This window comes from Clostridioides sp. ES-S-0001-03 (assembly GCF_020676075.1).
Taxonomy (GTDB): domain Bacteria; phylum Bacillota; class Clostridia; order Peptostreptococcales; family Peptostreptococcaceae; genus Clostridioides.
Window position 1 is genome coordinate 86,588 of sequence record NZ_JACVWJ010000007.1, and the last position, 15,996, is coordinate 102,583.

Annotated in this window: 20 protein-coding genes; 3 read left to right on the top strand and 17 right to left on the bottom strand. The window is 29.7% G+C overall.

Features of this window, described 5'->3' with window-relative positions; all coding sequences use genetic code 11:
* Positions 1-340: 340 nt before the first annotated feature.
* The 8 genes from IC174_RS15080 to IC174_RS15115 all read right to left on the bottom strand — a co-directional run bounded on the left by IC174_RS15080 (position 341) and on the right by IC174_RS15115 (position 5,755).
* Complete coding sequence (locus IC174_RS15080) at positions 341-862, bottom strand: cysteine hydrolase family protein (protein ID WP_227483307.1); 522 nt, start codon at positions 860-862, stop codon at positions 341-343.
* Positions 863-1,090: 228 nt separating this feature from the next.
* Positions 1,091-1,351, bottom strand: a complete 261-nt coding sequence (locus tag IC174_RS15085; RefSeq protein ID WP_227483335.1) for a MerR family transcriptional regulator — start codon at positions 1,349-1,351, stop codon at positions 1,091-1,093.
* Positions 1,348-1,476, bottom strand: a complete 129-nt coding sequence (locus IC174_RS15090) for a winged helix-turn-helix transcriptional regulator (RefSeq protein ID WP_227436484.1) — start codon at positions 1,474-1,476, stop codon at positions 1,348-1,350. The genes IC174_RS15085 and IC174_RS15090 overlap by 4 nt, the downstream gene beginning before the upstream one ends.
* A gap of 196 nt (positions 1,477-1,672) precedes the next feature.
* Complete coding sequence (locus IC174_RS15095) at positions 1,673-2,527, bottom strand: acetyl-CoA hydrolase (RefSeq protein ID WP_227483308.1); 855 nt, start codon at positions 2,525-2,527, stop codon at positions 1,673-1,675.
* Positions 2,528-2,558: 31 nt separating this feature from the next.
* Entirely contained in the window at positions 2,559-3,071 is a 513-nt protein-coding gene (locus tag IC174_RS15100) for a DUF1097 domain-containing protein (protein ID WP_227436486.1), read from the bottom strand.
* A complete protein-coding gene (locus IC174_RS15105; RefSeq protein WP_227436488.1) occupies positions 3,064-3,333 on the bottom strand; it encodes a hypothetical protein in 270 nt (89 codons plus the stop codon). Before IC174_RS15105 ends, IC174_RS15100 begins: the two co-directional genes overlap by 8 nt.
* Positions 3,334-3,383: 50 nt before the next feature.
* Positions 3,384-4,340 (bottom strand): flavodoxin family protein, encoded by a 957-nt coding sequence (locus IC174_RS15110; protein WP_227436490.1) that lies wholly within the window; start codon positions 4,338-4,340, stop codon positions 3,384-3,386.
* Positions 4,341-4,366: 26 nt separating this feature from the next.
* Positions 4,367-5,755, bottom strand: coding sequence for an LVIVD repeat-containing protein (locus IC174_RS15115; protein ID WP_227483309.1), 1,389 nt, complete (start codon positions 5,753-5,755; stop codon positions 4,367-4,369).
* Positions 5,756-6,097: 342 nt separating this feature from the next.
* On the opposite strand from IC174_RS15115, the gene IC174_RS15120 reads away from it, so the two are divergent.
* The 3 genes from IC174_RS15120 to IC174_RS21150 all read left to right on the top strand — a co-directional run bounded on the left by IC174_RS15120 (position 6,098) and on the right by IC174_RS21150 (position 7,440).
* Positions 6,098-6,979, top strand: a complete 882-nt coding sequence (locus tag IC174_RS15120; protein ID WP_227436494.1) for a LysR family transcriptional regulator — start codon at positions 6,098-6,100, stop codon at positions 6,977-6,979.
* A 108-nt stretch (positions 6,980-7,087) separates the two neighbouring features.
* Positions 7,088-7,321 carry a transposase gene (locus tag IC174_RS15125; protein WP_255606218.1) on the top strand — a complete coding sequence of 78 codons (234 nt, stop codon included), beginning with the start codon at positions 7,088-7,090 and terminating at the stop codon, positions 7,319-7,321.
* Complete coding sequence (locus IC174_RS21150; RefSeq protein WP_413926651.1) at positions 7,318-7,440, top strand: hypothetical protein; 123 nt, start codon at positions 7,318-7,320, stop codon at positions 7,438-7,440. Before IC174_RS15125 ends, IC174_RS21150 begins: the two co-directional genes overlap by 4 nt.
* A gap of 308 nt (positions 7,441-7,748) precedes the next feature.
* On the opposite strand, the gene IC174_RS15130 is transcribed toward IC174_RS21150, so the two are convergent.
* From IC174_RS15130 to IC174_RS15170, 9 genes are all read right to left on the bottom strand, one after another.
* Positions 7,749-9,056, bottom strand: coding sequence for a M20 family metallopeptidase (locus tag IC174_RS15130; RefSeq protein WP_227436496.1), 1,308 nt, complete (start codon positions 9,054-9,056; stop codon positions 7,749-7,751).
* Positions 9,057-9,120: 64 nt separating this feature from the next.
* A complete protein-coding gene (locus IC174_RS15135) occupies positions 9,121-9,600 on the bottom strand; it encodes an L-2-amino-thiazoline-4-carboxylic acid hydrolase (RefSeq protein ID WP_227436497.1) in 480 nt (159 codons plus the stop codon).
* Between the two features lie 46 nt (positions 9,601-9,646).
* On the bottom strand, positions 9,647-10,510 hold the full coding sequence (locus IC174_RS15140) for a PTS system mannose/fructose/sorbose family transporter subunit IID (protein ID WP_227436499.1): 864 nt from the start codon (positions 10,508-10,510) through the stop codon (positions 9,647-9,649).
* Positions 10,510-11,265, bottom strand: a complete 756-nt coding sequence (locus IC174_RS15145; protein WP_003425166.1) for a PTS mannose/fructose/sorbose/N-acetylgalactosamine transporter subunit IIC — start codon at positions 11,263-11,265, stop codon at positions 10,510-10,512. Before IC174_RS15145 ends, IC174_RS15140 begins: the two co-directional genes overlap by 1 nt.
* Positions 11,266-11,292: 27 nt before the next feature.
* Positions 11,293-11,781 carry a PTS sugar transporter subunit IIB gene (locus IC174_RS15150; protein WP_227483310.1) on the bottom strand — a complete coding sequence of 163 codons (489 nt, stop codon included), beginning with the start codon at positions 11,779-11,781 and terminating at the stop codon, positions 11,293-11,295.
* Positions 11,782-11,798: 17 nt separating this feature from the next.
* A complete protein-coding gene (locus IC174_RS15155; protein ID WP_227436503.1) occupies positions 11,799-12,200 on the bottom strand; it encodes a PTS sugar transporter subunit IIA in 402 nt (133 codons plus the stop codon).
* Between the two features lie 2 nt (positions 12,201-12,202).
* Positions 12,203-12,700 carry a PTS sugar transporter subunit IIB gene (locus IC174_RS15160; protein ID WP_227436505.1) on the bottom strand — a complete coding sequence of 166 codons (498 nt, stop codon included), beginning with the start codon at positions 12,698-12,700 and terminating at the stop codon, positions 12,203-12,205.
* A 23-nt stretch (positions 12,701-12,723) separates the two neighbouring features.
* A complete protein-coding gene (locus tag IC174_RS15165) occupies positions 12,724-13,128 on the bottom strand; it encodes a PTS sugar transporter subunit IIA (RefSeq protein ID WP_227436507.1) in 405 nt (134 codons plus the stop codon).
* A 230-nt stretch (positions 13,129-13,358) separates the two neighbouring features.
* Positions 13,359-15,926, bottom strand: coding sequence for a sigma 54-interacting transcriptional regulator (locus tag IC174_RS15170; protein WP_227483311.1), 2,568 nt, complete (start codon positions 15,924-15,926; stop codon positions 13,359-13,361).
* Positions 15,927-15,996: the final 70 nt, after the last annotated feature.

Genomic DNA, 15,996 nt, shown 5'->3' on the forward strand with positions numbered 1-15,996 from the left:
TCTAAAATACAAACTATAATATATGTATAGATTCTATAGATAAAAAAAGAGTTTCTTAAATAAAGAAACACAAGAAAAATTGATTTAAATAATAAAAATTATATTGATTATGAATAAATTACTACAACTAAAAAGCACATTAATTCAAAATAAAATTGATGTGCCTTATATATAACTCTAATATGTTAAGTCTGATTTTTAATTTGGAATTTAACATCCTTTGTTGGAACTTAAATTTGAAATCAACTTATGTAAATATAAATGTCGCAGTCTATGTTCCTTATGATTTTAATATTTTAGACTAAGTAAGTTAAGTTTTTTCTTATGTAATAATCTATATTTATTTCATCCTTCTAAGTGTTTCGTCCACTGAAATACATTCTGCATATCTTTCATTCCAGATAAATTCATTGTAGTATTTATATGATTGTTCTGCTGACATAAATGAATTATCAACAGTTGTATTTGCATAAGCTGGGACTATTATGTTAAATCCATGTTCAAATCCACATTTTATAGTAGCATCAATACAGTAATCTGTTTGAAGTCCCGCAATAATTATATTTTTTTCACTAGTACTTTTTAAGTATTCTAATAAGCCTGTTCCCTTAAAAGCACTATTTACTTCTTTATCAAAGATTTTTTCTTCATCACATGGTTTAAATTTTTCATATATTTCAAATCCGTTTTTACCTTTAGTCAACTCATTTTCAACTCCATCGTCATGACGGACATAGATTACTTCTATATTATTTTTTCTTGCTGTATCAATTAAACTTTCTACATTTGCTACAAATTCATGAAATTTATATAACTTTTCATTTGTTATTAGTTTTTGTGTATCAACAATTAATAAAACCATACCTATTCCTCCTTGAATGTTACTCTAATAATTTCTTTATATTTTACTATAAAAATAAATATTAGCCTATAAATTTTTATTGTGAAAAACCTATTAAAACTAGGCTCCAGCTTAAGAGAATATCTACAAGTAATTTTTACTTAAATTCAATTAATAAATAAGAGATAATCATATCACTCACTTAGCATATGATTATCCCTTACATTCTTAAAGAGTTTGTTCTTTCTCTTATAGCAAAAGTTCTAAGTTGTTTATACTCTTACTTTTTCTTATTTCTTGAATCTTTTTAATTTCTATCTCCATTTCTCTATAAAAATTTATTGTTGTAATATCATATATATCAAACTGATTATATTTTCTATATCTATTTTCATCATTTTTCTTGGGATTTACTAAGCCTTTGTTCTCATAAAATTTTAGTGTGTCTCTAGATATTCCTAAAAATTTAGATACTGTCCAATTGTATACATTGTATCCTCCTACTGTTATATGAGTTCTTCATGTTCATTAAATTTCTTCCTATTAACAATTCCAACACCTTCTAAAACTTGAAGTATCACAATCATCATACCATTTGTAATCTTTGGAATTACTCTTTTTACTTCATAACTCAAGTATAAACTTATTAATATGATACATTGTAAATATTATATTATCTACATGTATCTAACAATGATTCTTTACCTTTAAGATACACTCTCACATATTTAACTTTTACTTCAAAAGTTTTTCTAGACACAAAAATGTTCCCTTCATGATAACAGTTTTATTATTTTAACTATTTGTCATCATAAAAGGAACTTCTTGATTTTATCTCATTGGAATATATCCACGATACTGTGAATATGCGTCCATAGTTGCTATATCGCCTAAGAATACTGAGGCAATATTAAATTGTGGTTTTAAATATGGGAACTCTTCTTCTTGTGCCCATTCTGGCTTTTTGATAAATGATTTTGTCCCCTCAACCACAGCTTTATACCATTCTTCTTCTCCTTCAAACCATAGTTCTACTACACGATCAAAGGCAGTTGCTCCATAGTTAATCATGATTTTACTACTTACAAAACGATTAACATAACAGCAGTTTGTAAAGTATGGAACTACCTCATCATAGAACCATCCTTCTCCTTCTTCTTTAGAAATTCCATCTGGGTACTTAATCATAAATTGCCAACGATAGTTTGGTCCATCTTGTACAGTACGTCCTTTTCCTCTAAAATCTTCTTCCCAGTTTATTGGAACAAAAGCAAATATAAATGGTGGACATCCATTATCCCCACCTACTGCACGTCCTGCATCTCCACTTTCTGCATTCTCATGAACTTTTTTATTCTCCACATCTGGTATACACCCTTGCCAACGGAGAACATCCATAGGCATGTATTCTGTCATAATTCTATTTGCCATTTCAGGCATATGTTCATCTACAATCCAATAATGCTCTGTTAATTGCATCTTACGTACACCAAAACGTTCGCCTTCATCTGGTGTAGGATATGCTTGATAAAAAGCATATTTAGTACAATATGGCCCAAAATTACTAATACTATCTGGAATATGGTAGCGATATAACCAGTCCATTAATTTAGGTCTATACTCTTCCTTAGCAAGTCCTACATATATTAAACTTCTCATTATTTTAAATTCAAATCCCATAAACATTCTCCTATAATCAAATTATATTCATATGCTTTCAATTTCCCGTTTTTTTATCTTTCTCCAAAATACATACAGTAAATAAATCTACGCCTGCTCCTACATACCATACTCCTACTGCCATAGCCACAGCAACTTGAATACAAAGACTTTGTAAGTTAATAATACTTTCACCTGTCATAATAGTTAGACCTATGGCCCAACCACAAAGCCATGATGGTAAGAAAATTACTTTTTCAAATAAGGATGCAATTATAACTGCAAAAAAACCTAATATACCAAGTGTTAAAAATAATTCTAGATTTGGGTTGAGATTTATGTATTCCATAATTATAATAGCCAACACTGCCCATAAATCTCCACACCAAAAACCAAACATTATTTTTAATCCATCTTTTCGTTTATTACCATTTGTTACATATAATCCTGCACAAATTAATGCTACTGCTCCAGTTTTTATTCCTATATAAGGTGCTAGCACTGCCCATAAAGGAGGTAGTAAAGCAATCCCTATGGATAGTGTTAATATTTCTTTTTTCTTTCTATCCATTTCCTATATTATAATTAGTAGTTTCTATAGCTTGATTCATTCCCACTAACCTTATTGTTATTGGATTTGCAATCATAGATACTACAAAACAAATTAAGTGTAGTGGTATAAACATAGCAATAAACACTGGAGCTAATCTAACATTGTAATATGCAGGTACTAAAGCAATAATTGCTTCTATAGTCGATATGATAAGTGCTATTTGGATATTATTTACTATATTAATAATTCCAATTTGTTTAAAGTGTGGCTTTTCATTCATATAATAAATCTCCTATAACACTAATTAAAATATGAATCTTCATATTTTAATTATTCTCCTAATGAAAGTTCAGCATGCTTTTCTTTGGTTAATGGTTCTATAAAATTGTAAGCGGCTTTTCTTTCTTTAAATTCTGGTGTTTTACGAACTTCTGCATAATGACCTTCCATTTTCTTAATATCATCACCATGTATAAACTTACCTGCTAAAGTATCATGAGCATGACCTAATTGCTCTTCTGGGAAACTAAATACAGTTTTTCCACTTGCAGTATCTAATTCTCCAACTATACCACATAGAGCACATATTGATTTTTTAGTACCTGGCTCAAGGTAGAATAATCTATTATTACAATGTGGACAGACTCCTTCTTCTCCTTTGTATAAAGCTTTTTCAAAATCTTCTGCTGCTTCAACTATGTTTAAACCTATTTGATGAACTTGAGCAAGTTTTGAGCCATCCATTACTAATTCCTTTGCCCATGGGAACCAAGCATTATCTATAACTTTCCACATTGGTATTAATGCTAACATAGCATGCTCACATTGAACTCTTGTACCCCAGTCTGACCCTCCTATTCCCATGAATGATATTACTTTATCATTAAGCATTCTTGGGTCTGGAGTTTTTCCTCCTGTAGCTTCTGCAACTTTTATTCCTATAATATTATTTCCTCTATCTGCTCTTGGTCCAAAACGGTCCATTATAGTATGGAATAGACCTGATGCTCCTTCCTCAAATATAGGGTCTGAAACTACTATCCCATCTGCATCTTTCATTTTGTCAAGTAACCATTCAAAATCATCCTTTAATACACACATACTACCTTTTCCAGATAATAAAGTCTTAACACATGCACAACATCCAGTACAATGTTTAATGTTAAGAGATGACATTTGAATAAATTCTACTTCAGCTCCTGCTTCTTGAGCACCTTTAAGTGCCACTTTACACATGGTGTCATTATTTCCATTTTTTGTTCCAAAAGAAATACCTAGTATTTTCATTTTTAACTCTCCCTCTTTAGTGTTTATTAATCTTCTTTCATTTTTAATATATAGAATCCATCATCTAGGGCATCTATAATGATGTAACCTCTATCGTCAACAATAAGATCTTCTGTTACTGCCAAGCGTGGTCCAGGGAATCCTGGGAAATAAGATTCTTCTGGCGTTTTATTTGGATTTGGTGGTATAAAATATGCTAACTCTTTGATGTAATATGGATCTGATACATCATAAACCCTTAATCCTGCATGGAAATAACAGCAATATACTCTATCTCCTCTTTGCTCTAGCCATGGTTTATTATCCATTGGCTCATGAAGGTTATGTGGACCAAATGGCCCTGGTTTTCCTAGCCCTGCAACATTAAAGTTAGGATATGGGAAATCCTTTGGTACTTCAGGATATGGGAATTGAGCAATTAATGTTGGTCTTGTTGGATTACTAACATCAACCATATGTATATTATTCATAGCTTGAACATCTGTAATACTCTCTGGCTTAAAAAACTGGAAACGTTCTCCCTCATTTTGCACAACAACTAAATCTCTTCCTGGTAATGGTAGTGCTGTATGAGTTCTTGCTCCTGCGAGTTTACTAGAAAATGCAGGCATAAATGGTAATTCACCTAAGCATCTTGGTCTTGTTAAATCTTCAACATCTAATACAACTAAACCAGCTCCTCCATAACCACAATATGCTTTTCCATCTCTTACAAATGGTGGTCCATGAAGCCATCCTTTATCCATAAATTCTGGACAATGAGGTGCTCCTGCATCAAAAGTTCTATCTGGATATCCATCTGCATATTGGTCTGGTCTCCACCACTTACCTATTTCCACTGGATTAGTTGGATCTATTATATCTATAACTCTATAAATCAGACCTTCAAATCCAACACAATCACTTGATAAATGTACATATCTTCCACCATTGTACATAAATCTATGAACACCCATTACATGCTTTAATCCACAATCCCAGTAACCTAAAAACTTAGGATTTAAAGGGTCTTCTTTTAAACTATATATTCTGATTCCTGCTTCACACTTAATACTTGCTAATTTAGCTTGATCTACAAGTGCTCCTGGTCCACTTCCACAACTCATAGCTACTATCATTAAATCATCTGCTATTTGAATTTTTGGAGTAGTTGTTGTAGGATACTCTTTTGGATTTAACATTTGAAAATGTTTTATAAATTGTGGATTATAAGGATCTGTCACATCACTAATCATTACTCCATTTTTTTTACTTCCCCCAAAACAACATCCATATAAATAGTATTTTTCATCTCTTTTGTACAGAGCCATCTGAAACATTCCACAAGTTCCATCTAAGTCATTAAAGGAACAAACTTCAAGATTTTTAACATATCCGTTATTTCCTTTTCCTTTTGCATAAAATTTATCTTCCATTTTTTCTCCCTTCTCATTTAAAATATTATTAATTGCTATACTTTCATTTTATGAGACAAACTTACTTAAATCCAATATCGTTTTCATGGGAATATATAAGTTATTCTTATTATTGAGCTACTCCATGTTAACTACCTTTCCAGCCTACTTATGTTGAGGATGAAGTAGTTAGTCTATCTTTGATAATTTTATAAAACCTAATATAGAAATATGTCTAAAACATATATTTTTATACAAATATTTTCCAATATTATTTAAAAGTAAATTTTCTTATACTATAATAAGTTTTAATTATATATGAATAAGGTCTACAAACAATAAAGTTTAAATAGGGGTGATTATTTGAATACTAAGCAATTGGAATATTTTATATCTGTAGCAGAAAATCTAAGTTTTACCAAAACAGCAGAAAAGTTTTATATTTCCCAAACTGCTGTTACACAACAAATAAAAGCTTTAGAAGAAAAAATAAATGTGACTCTATTTACAAGAAGTAAACGACATGTTGAGCTAACACCAGCTGGAAAAGTTTTTTTATCTGAGGCTCGTACTATAATAAAAAATATCAATGACGCTATTGAAAAGACACAACAATTTGCACATGGTTCTTTTGGAACTTTGAGTATTGGAATCTTAATAGGATATGAAAAAAACAAATTCCAACAATATTTAAAAGAATTTTCTAATACATACCCTAATATATCTATGGAAATTTGTACTAACGAGATAACTGAACTTTTAAACTTAGTAAAAAATAATTTTATGGATCTTGCCTTTGTTATTAATCCAGAGAATCAACCATTAAAAGATTTTGAATATAAAACTGTAGAAAGATATTCTTTGGTAGCTCTTTTACCCCATGGTCATCCACTTTGCAATGAGGATTCTATTGATTTAATTGAGCTACAACATGAGAAGTTTATTTTTGTAAAGGAAACAGGAGATGAGTATGGGCAAAAATCCATGATACAGAATAGATATCGTGAAGCGGGATTCGTACCTAATGTTGTACAACGTTCAAATGATTTTAATACTATTGAGTCACTAGTAGCCTCTAACATGGGTATATCCATTTTACCTTCATTTTGTGTTGTAGATACTATGATAAAACAGGATATTGCAATTGTACCTATAAATGAAGTACAAAATAGAATCGAAGTTGTAGTTGTATGGAATAAAAACAATACAAATCCAGCATTAGAAAAATTTATTTCTATAATATAAAATTAATTAATATTAACTTGGTCTTTAAAATAAAGTGTGTATTCTTCTAAAAAGTAATGATAATTAAAATATTAAATATCACTATATAAATGAAGGTACACACTTTTTATGTTTAACAAAAACAAAATATTAAAAAAACTTATTGAAGAATATGATGTTAAAACAACTACAGATGTTCAAGACATGTTAAAGGATTTATTTGCAAGTACAATTCATCAAATGTTAGAAGCGGAGCTTGATGAGCATCTAGGTTATGATAGGTATGATAATAAGAATAAAAATACTAAAACTCTAGAAATGGATATAGAAATAAAAATGTTAAATCAGATTTTGGAGAAATAACTTTAAATATTCCAAGAGACCGAAATGTAGATTTTGAACCAAAGGTAATTAGAAATTGGACTCAAATTTTAGCTCATTTAAGTATTTACTTTGAAGAAAGAATTTTAACTTTAAGTTAATAAAGAAATATTTCAAAAAATTCAAGAAATTTTCTTAAAGGGATAATAATTTTTGCAAAAATGGAAAAAATATCAAAATAAGCCTATGATTTTTAAAGCCATAGCCTTATCAATAAATATTTAATTATCACTTAAAAGATAAACTTTTATTTAAAGAATACACATAAATATTTCCAAACTCAAAAACCTTATTGTTTTAATAACACCACCAAGTCCAGCTGTTATTTTTATTCCTATTTTCCCAGTTCCAGGTATACCTACCTTTAATGTATTCTTAATTATATTTGCACATAAGTTCTATTTTCCTTTTACAATTCTAATAGTTTTATTAAAGCCAAGGTATATATCTCCATATTCTTTCGTATATGCTCTATTGGTACTCTTTCATCTGCTCCATGACCACCAGTTTTATACTCTAAGAACTTAGGTCCAAACGCCACCATATCTTTAAACCAACTTGCATATGTGCCACCACCCATAGCAATTGTATATCCATTTTCATCTGTTACTTTTTCATAGGCTTCTAATAACTTTTTAAGTACTAAACTACTCTCATCCACATAATGTAAGTCTTTATGATCAATAATCTTTATTTTCCAACCATTACAAAAAAACTTTTTGAATCTATCTATTATATTGTTTAAAACTATATTTTTACCATACCTTATATCTAGCTCACATATGATTTTTTCTTCATTCACTTTTAATATTCCTAAATTTAAAGTAGTGCTTTTAAACACCTCATCATATTGATTAATTCCCAATGCATCTCCATAATAGTCACTGCAAAGGTATTTTGAAACTAATTCTATATCTTCTCTATACTGAAAATCCATATTATCTTTAACTATCTTTATTATCATTTTAGATATAGCATTTTCTCCCTTTTCAGGATTACTTGCATGCACAGCTACTCCTTTAGTAGTTAATTCTGAAATAATTCCATTAATAATCTTTGCAGTACAATAAGACGGAACAACATTTTCTTTAGTTCCTCCACTTACTATTATGTAAGGTTTACTTTTATCAATTTTAATCTCTTTTTCTATCCTTATATGAACTCTTCCTTTTTCTCCATTAACCACTGGATACATAGCATCTGGAGTAAAGCCCATACTTGGAATTTCTTCACCTTTATCTAAATAATATTTGATACACTTCATACCTGTTTCCTCATTTGTACCAAAAATTAATCTTATTCTTTTATTAATTGTAGGGTACATATCCTTTATGTTTTTCAATACATGTATAAGCATAGATACAGCCCCCTTATTATCTATGGCACCTCTTCCATAAATAACATTGTCAATTACTGCTCCCGAAAATGGATCTACACTCCAACCATCTCCTGGGGGAACTACATCTAAATGCATTGGAATTCCTATTAATTCTTCTCCCTCTCCAATTTCTGCATATCCAATATAATTATCAATATTTTTAACGCTAAAACCCAAACTAGTGCAGTAATCTAAAGTTTTATCTAAAGATTTTTTAGGTCCGATACCAAAAGGACATTGTGAAATAGGTTCACCTTGTTGTGTATCAATTTTTATTAATTCTTTTAGGAATTCTACTGTTCTATTTAAACTATTATCTACACTTCTGCTTATATCCATAAATCAACCTACTTTCTGTTTTTTTAAAGCCTGTTCTTAAAGAACAGGCTTTTAGCATTAAAAACTATTTTCTTGTGAATACTAATTCGCAAACTTCATCATCATGAGCACATTTTTGAGCAAACTCTAATCTAACACCTTGTGCACAATCAACTCTTCCATAATCACCGTAGCAAGCTAATCTACAAATTTCTTTTCTTTCTTCTTTAGTTAATCCATACTCTTTCCAAGCAGCATCTAATGGACAGTGATGGAATTTTAAAACTCCATTCTCATCTGTATTTTCTACTAATTCCATTTCAAACACTTTTTGTCCTTTACTGTTATATAACATTTCTGCCATTTTTCCTGGAGTATCTGCTACGCTATATTTTTGACCTCTCATTTTGCCAAATCCATATATTGCTTCTTTACATATATCATCTGGATTAACTCCTAATTTTTCAGCTTCTTTCATAAGAAGATAGAACCATACTGCTCTTTCTCCTGTTGCTCCTCTAATTCCTTCTAAATATTCCTTCTCTGTATACATTTTTTCTGACATGTCTTTCTCCTCCTAAAATTAAATTCTATATTTTAATCATTGTAAATTAGAATATTCCAATTAATGATCCTACTAATGCTACTACAACTAAAATTACTAATAACTTAGTTATTGTCCACTTCTTGTATTTCATTCCCCAATATACGAAGAATACAACACCAAGTGGTAATAAACCTGGAGCAATCATATTTAATGTGTCTTGAACAACAATTGCTTTACCACCAATATCAAATGATAATGGAGTTGAAAGCTTAACTGTAGTTGCAGATAATGCTCCCATCATAAACATTCCTAGAATTGAAGCACCATCAATTATCTTATTGACAATACCACCTGATAGAATTTTCTTAATTGAATCTCTACCTAAAGAATATCCTAAATGGAATAAGTAATAACCTTCGCAAAATAGTAATATACTAAACATTATTGGGAAAAATGCACCTATAACACTTCCTTCTGCTCCAAATGAAGCACCTAAAGCCAAGAATATTGTTTGAAATGTACCAAAATCTAAAGTATCTCCAATTCCAGCCAAAGGTCCCATAAGCCCATTCTTAACACCTGAAATAACTTCTCCTGGGATTTTTCCTTCAGTAGCTTTCTCTTCTTCCATAGCTAAAACTGTACCGTGAATTAACCCTCCCCATATAGCTTGAGTATTAAAAAATTGTAAATGCCTCTTTAACGCATCTATTAAATCTTCTTTTCTCTTATATAACTTTTCTAAAGCCGGAGTGAAACTTGCACAAACTGCTAATGCTTGCATTCTTTCAAAAGAGTTAGATAATTCTGCTGTCCACCACCATCTTAGATATGTTTTTGTTACATCTTTCTTCGTAAGTACTCTTGTCTTATTAACTTCAGTCGTACCTTGTTCATTTTTAACTTCTTTGTTTTTTATTTCTTGCATTATACTTCACCCACCCTTTTATCTTCTTTCATAAATGTAATTAAAAGAGCTATACAAACACCAAATATTGCAGCTGCAGTAATTGATATTTCAAAATATTGAACCATAAAAAATCCTATAATAAACATTGGTAAGAATTTATTTTTACCTATAGTAAATATTGTTGTTGCAAAACCTAATGCAGGTAATATACCACCCATTACTGTTAATCCATTCATTAACCATTGTGGTATAACATCTAATAATGATTGAACTAAATCTGCTCCAAAAAAGTTACATACAAAAACTATTGGAAATCTTAAAACAAACCCAAATATTAAAGAGTAAAGTGTTGCACATCTCCAGATACCTTTTGTATTACCTTCTTCGGCATACTTATCTGCCTTATGAACTAATACAGCATTACCAGTTCTTCTTAAGTTATTAACTAATACTCCTATAACACCTAAAGGTACCGCAATAGATACTGCAACTTCTGCATTAACACCAGTTTGAAGTGCTACTGGTATTGCAATAAGAGCAGCTAAACATTTATCTGATGGAATATTTCCTCCTGCTGCTACCATTCCTAGATAAACCATTTCTATACTTGCACCAACAATCATACCAGTTGTTACATCACCCCAAAGTAATCCAAGGCTAAAACCTATAAATAAAGGAGACTTTAGTGTTGAGAAAAGGGTATACCCTGCAAGACCTGCTGCAAACCAATACCATAATCCTGTTACAATTGCCAACATCAAAACAGATTCCATTTATAATTCCTCCTAATTTATAAATTTTTATTTAAATTTCTTTAACGCATTTTCATACGTCATAGATGATTCCTCTGGTATAACCTGTAGAACTATTTCAACCCCATTTTCATTAAGTTCATTTAGTTGTTCTACATCTTCATTTCCTAATGAAACAGCTGTAAATACCATCTTCTTTCCTGCTTCATTTGGAATACCTCCTAATTGAATCTTTTCATACTTAAGACCTGCCTTATACGCCTTATTTGCCATATCAACGTTCTTAAATAGAATAAATATATTTTTATCTCCTAAAGTATTGTTTTGGAATGCTTGCCCTGCATCTTCTACTGTTAAAATAGCCACTTCTACTCCTGATGGTGCTGCCATCCTATATACGTCAGCCATAAATTCATCTTGACCTAAGAAGTCATCAACTATTACTATTTTTTGAGCTTGAGCGATTTTCACCCATTTTGTTATAACTTGTCCATGAATTAATCTATGATCTACTCTTACTAATGTTATTTTTGTCATTATATCCACCTCATAATTTATATTTTTTTAAATTCTTTAATTAAGTCCACACAAAGGCTATTATTTTTTCTGACGATTCTTTCTGGTAATGTATGTACTTTATCTTCTTTGCTTAATTCTTCATCTACGATTAAAATTGTCTGTAAGCTAAGTCCATTTATTGCATCTATCCCTCTTCTTATAGCAACAGCTATTGCAACATTTGATGTAGATCCCCCATATAGATCTGATATTATAATTTTCACATCCTCTTTATCTACTATTTCTTCAACCTCTTTCATGAATACAGAAACATCTTTTTCAGGGCTTAGTGATAAAACTTCGTATTGATTTGACAATCCAAAGTTTTTATTTGCTTCTTCTACTAATACTTTTCCCCAAGTTCCATGGCAGAGTATGATTGCCTTATATTTATTCATTGCTAAACAAACTCTCCTTTATAGCGATTAATAATGTGATTTAACTCTACTTCGTCCTCGTCAGGTACCATTTGAATTGATACATTAATATTTTTTTTAATAAATTCATCTATTAAAAGAAATTCTTTTTTATTAATATATACACTTTGAGATATTTTCTTTTTTCCTATCCCTGTAGGTATTCTTCCAATAATAAGTTTTTTAATATCAATTCCTTCTTCTTTCATTCTATTTGCAGTATCTAAGTTTTTAATTAATACAAAAACGTTATCATCAGCTTGGTTATTATAAAAATACCTCCTTGATTCACTTACAGTTAATATTGATAAATCAATATTCTTTGGTGCTGCCATTTTTATCAAACCTTTAGCAATAACATCATTGGTTGTTTCATCATCTACTACTACTATTTTTTTAACACCTAGATGCTTAACCCATTTATATATCACTTGACCATGTATTAATCTATCATCACATCTGCAATATTTTACTAAAGACATTTTTAATCGAACTCCTTTTTCTATTACATTGAGCCAAGAACTTTATTAATATGGTTTATACCAGTTTTCCCCGCTTCAATACATGTCTCTGCTAACTCTTCTAAACTTTTTCCATCTCTATTAATTAAAGCTTCAAGTAGCATTGGAAGATTTACTCCAGTAAGTGCATGAAACTTTCCACCTTTTTTAAGGTTTAAACTTGCAACATTACTTGGTGAACCTCCTAATAGGTCAGCTAATACTAAAACTCCGTCACCTTCATCTAATTCATTTAACTTTTCTACAAAATTTCTATTTAAGTCTTCAATATTATCATTCCTATTTAGTTTAATTGCTGCTGTTCTTTCTGCTGGTCCTGCAATAAGTTCACAGCTTTTTATAACTTCTTCACTAAAATTCCCATGAGTCATAACTATTATCCCAATCACCAATCTCACCTCACTTTTCTTGTCACTTTTTATATAAGCAATTGTTGTGCCAACTTATGTGTATCAATAACAAATGGCTATTTTACAGGATTTAATCAAATCTTTTTACTTAATTTATAAAAAAAACTCACTTTTTCAATATGTATCAAAATCTTTTTCAAACCTGTATCAAATCTGTATCAAAAATAGGTAAAAAAAAGATAGCCTTTTGGCTATATTTAAATTTTGTATCAACTTTTGAATTTATCTGTATCATACTGTGATTCAAATATATCTAATATATTTGCATATTCCATATCTGAAATAATTATATCGAATGTCTCTTCTACAAGCTTAAAGCTTTCTTTTATAACTAAATATAATTCTTTACTTCTACTAATTCTTTCTTCATATAATTTATAAACTAAAGACTCTTTTATTATTACTCTTTCAATCATACATGAACAATGAAATATAAACTTTACTAAAAGCTCATCTTGAATTACTAAAGAATAATGTTCGCTAATTCTATTAATTACTTCTTTTAATATAAAATAAGCCTTTTCCCCATTTAAAAAAGTCAAAGTTTTACTAATATTATCAATTAGTAATCTATCAAAATATCTACCACCATTATCTTTTTCAGCATACATAATTTCCATATCTCCATAATGTTTCTTTATAGATTCTATAATATTAAAATATAATTTCTCTAATGTCATTTCCGGAGTTAAGGCCTTTCTAGTTGCTTCTATTACAATAGGTGTACTTACCATATCTATTGCTTTTACTTCTTTTCCAGTAGCATCATGAATAACTTTAGCAAATGTTAAAATAGATCCCATATCAGTTAGAATTAAAATTCCCTTTCCTTTGTCAATTTCATTGGCTATTTCTACAGCTTGGACTAAAATATCCTGAACTCTATCTTCTAATCCCATATTGATTGCCACCGCATGGTTACAATCCAGTAAAGTATTAGCTACATTCACCATGCTAGATGCCGTAGATTCACCATGCATTATAACTAATATTGCTATACTCTCCTCATTTAATCCCACATAAGATAAATAAAGAAACGTTGCTAAAAAAATTGCTTCATCTTCTGGAAACTCAACTCCATACATTAACGACATGTTAGATAATATTTCTTTTGCTATGTTATATTCATATGCTCTTTCCTTCATAATCTCATCTTTATTAGGATGCTTTACTATGTTCCCAATCTTTATTCTTTCAATTAAATTCTGAATATGTAAGGCTATAGCTTTTATTAATTTATCTAATCCTTCTCTTTTGCTCCATTTATCATGCTTTTGTAAAATATACTTCACAGTAGTTGCAATTGAATCATTAACAATATTGTTATAAGCTGTTTGATTACTACTATTATATATAAAAGTATTCATTAAATTATAGGAATACTTATGTATATCTTCATCTATAACGCTTCTAATTTGTGACTCTTTAATCCCTTCCTGTTGAAGTTTATTCCAAGTTTCTTTTATCATTCCATAGAAATCTAAATCATATTTTTTATTTTCTATTAATAAATTTTCACTTTCAAAATTCTTTTCTTCTGGTAAAAAAATAATATCATCTTTCCCAATAAAACTGAAGTTTTGTACAAACTCCTCTTTTCTATTATTTCCATATAATGATTCTCTAATATTGTTTGGTAGAAGAGAGAGTCTTACATATACACATTCTCTTTTATAGGTCATATAATCTAAAAAAGCTCTTGCACAAATTAATTGTATGTCGCTTTTTAATTGTCCTATATTTCCCTTACACTTATATAAAATAAATGCCTTAATAACTTCTTTTGAAACCTTTAACTTAACACCAATCCTAATACTTTCTTCTTTAAAAAAATAACATATAAGCTTCATTCTCTCTTGAAAGCCTCTTTCCTCTAAAGACGGAATCTTTATAGTTACAGGTATTCTTCTTAAAAACGTTTCCAACATTGCTATCTCTGGATCTTCTGTAGTAGCTGCAATTATCATAACCCTACACTCATGTACCTTATTAGCCTCTCCTAATCTTCTATATATACCTTTATCCATAAGCAGAAATAACATTTCTTGTCCCTCTGCAGATAGTCGATGAACTTCATCTAAAAACAATATTCCATTATTAGCTTCATGTACAATACCATATTTATCTTTATCAGCTCCAGTAAATGCTCCTTTTACATATCCAAAAAGCTGTGCTAATAATAATTGCTGATTATCAGAATAATCAGCACAGTTAAATATGATAAATGGTGCATTATCACTATCTTCTTTTATAGTTAAACTATACTTATACATATATTCTGCAAATATAGATTTACCAACTCCTGTAGGTCCTATTATTAATGTACTCAACCCCTTAGGTGGATATATTACTGCTGCTTTAGCTTGCTCTATCTGGGACTTTAAACTTCCGTCACATCCTACTAAATTAAAAATATTGTTCTCTTTTTTTATACCCTCTACAATATACTCATCTTTGATAGAATCATTTTCACTATATTCGTTTATAGAGTTAATATTATCAAATATCCCTGTATTTAGTTTCTTTCCTAAAATACTCTCAATACGTTCTTTATATAAGTACTGAACAGGTTTTCCCTTTATCTTTATAATGATATTTTCCTTTATTAATTGATTTAATTCCTTACTAGCATTACTTCTATTTATACCTACTTCAGTAGCAATATGTTCTGCATCAAATCCAAATCTAATGCCATTATTAAGGTTCAAGTGTTCTTCTGTTAATCTTTTCAAGCAAATTAAAACTTTTTCTTTCCTTGATAGCTTCTTTTGTATCATAGTTAACCTCCCCTATAAGCAGTAATACTGTTAAATATTTATTATTAAGCTTAATTCTACAATATTTCAA

What these genes read in the sequence shown, in the direction of transcription:
- IC174_RS15155 (WP_227436503.1), bottom strand. Translation starts at nt 12,200, where the DNA reads ATGAATAAATATAAGGCAATCATACTCTGCCATGGAACTTGGGGAAAA.
- IC174_RS15105 (WP_227436488.1), bottom strand. Translation starts at nt 3,333, where the DNA reads ATGAATGAAAAGCCACACTTTAAACAAATTGGAATTATTAATATAGTA.
- IC174_RS15125 (WP_255606218.1), top strand. Translation starts at nt 7,088, where the DNA reads ATGTTTAACAAAAACAAAATATTAAAAAAACTTATTGAAGAATATGAT.
- IC174_RS15160 (WP_227436505.1), bottom strand. Translation starts at nt 12,700, where the DNA reads ATGTCTTTAGTAAAATATTGCAGATGTGATGATAGATTAATACATGGT.
- IC174_RS15130 (WP_227436496.1), bottom strand. Translation starts at nt 9,056, where the DNA reads ATGGATATAAGCAGAAGTGTAGATAATAGTTTAAATAGAACAGTAGAA.
- IC174_RS15170 (WP_227483311.1), bottom strand. Translation starts at nt 15,926, where the DNA reads ATGATACAAAAGAAGCTATCAAGGAAAGAAAAAGTTTTAATTTGCTTG.
- IC174_RS15115 (WP_227483309.1), bottom strand. Translation starts at nt 5,755, where the DNA reads ATGGAAGATAAATTTTATGCAAAAGGAAAAGGAAATAACGGATATGTT.
- IC174_RS15110 (WP_227436490.1), bottom strand. Translation starts at nt 4,340, where the DNA reads ATGAAAATACTAGGTATTTCTTTTGGAACAAAAAATGGAAATAATGAC.
- IC174_RS15150 (WP_227483310.1), bottom strand. Translation starts at nt 11,781, where the DNA reads ATGACAAAAATAACATTAGTAAGAGTAGATCATAGATTAATTCATGGA.
- IC174_RS15140 (WP_227436499.1), bottom strand. Translation starts at nt 10,510, where the DNA reads ATGCAAGAAATAAAAAACAAAGAAGTTAAAAATGAACAAGGTACGACT.
- IC174_RS15080 (WP_227483307.1), bottom strand. Translation starts at nt 862, where the DNA reads ATGGTTTTATTAATTGTTGATACACAAAAACTAATAACAAATGAAAAG.
- IC174_RS15135 (WP_227436497.1), bottom strand. Translation starts at nt 9,600, where the DNA reads ATGTCAGAAAAAATGTATACAGAGAAGGAATATTTAGAAGGAATTAGA.
- IC174_RS15100 (WP_227436486.1), bottom strand. Translation starts at nt 3,071, where the DNA reads ATGGATAGAAAGAAAAAAGAAATATTAACACTATCCATAGGGATTGCT.
- IC174_RS15095 (WP_227483308.1), bottom strand. Translation starts at nt 2,527, where the DNA reads ATGTTTATGGGATTTGAATTTAAAATAATGAGAAGTTTAATATATGTA.
- IC174_RS15145 (WP_003425166.1), bottom strand. Translation starts at nt 11,265, where the DNA reads ATGGAATCTGTTTTGATGTTGGCAATTGTAACAGGATTATGGTATTGG.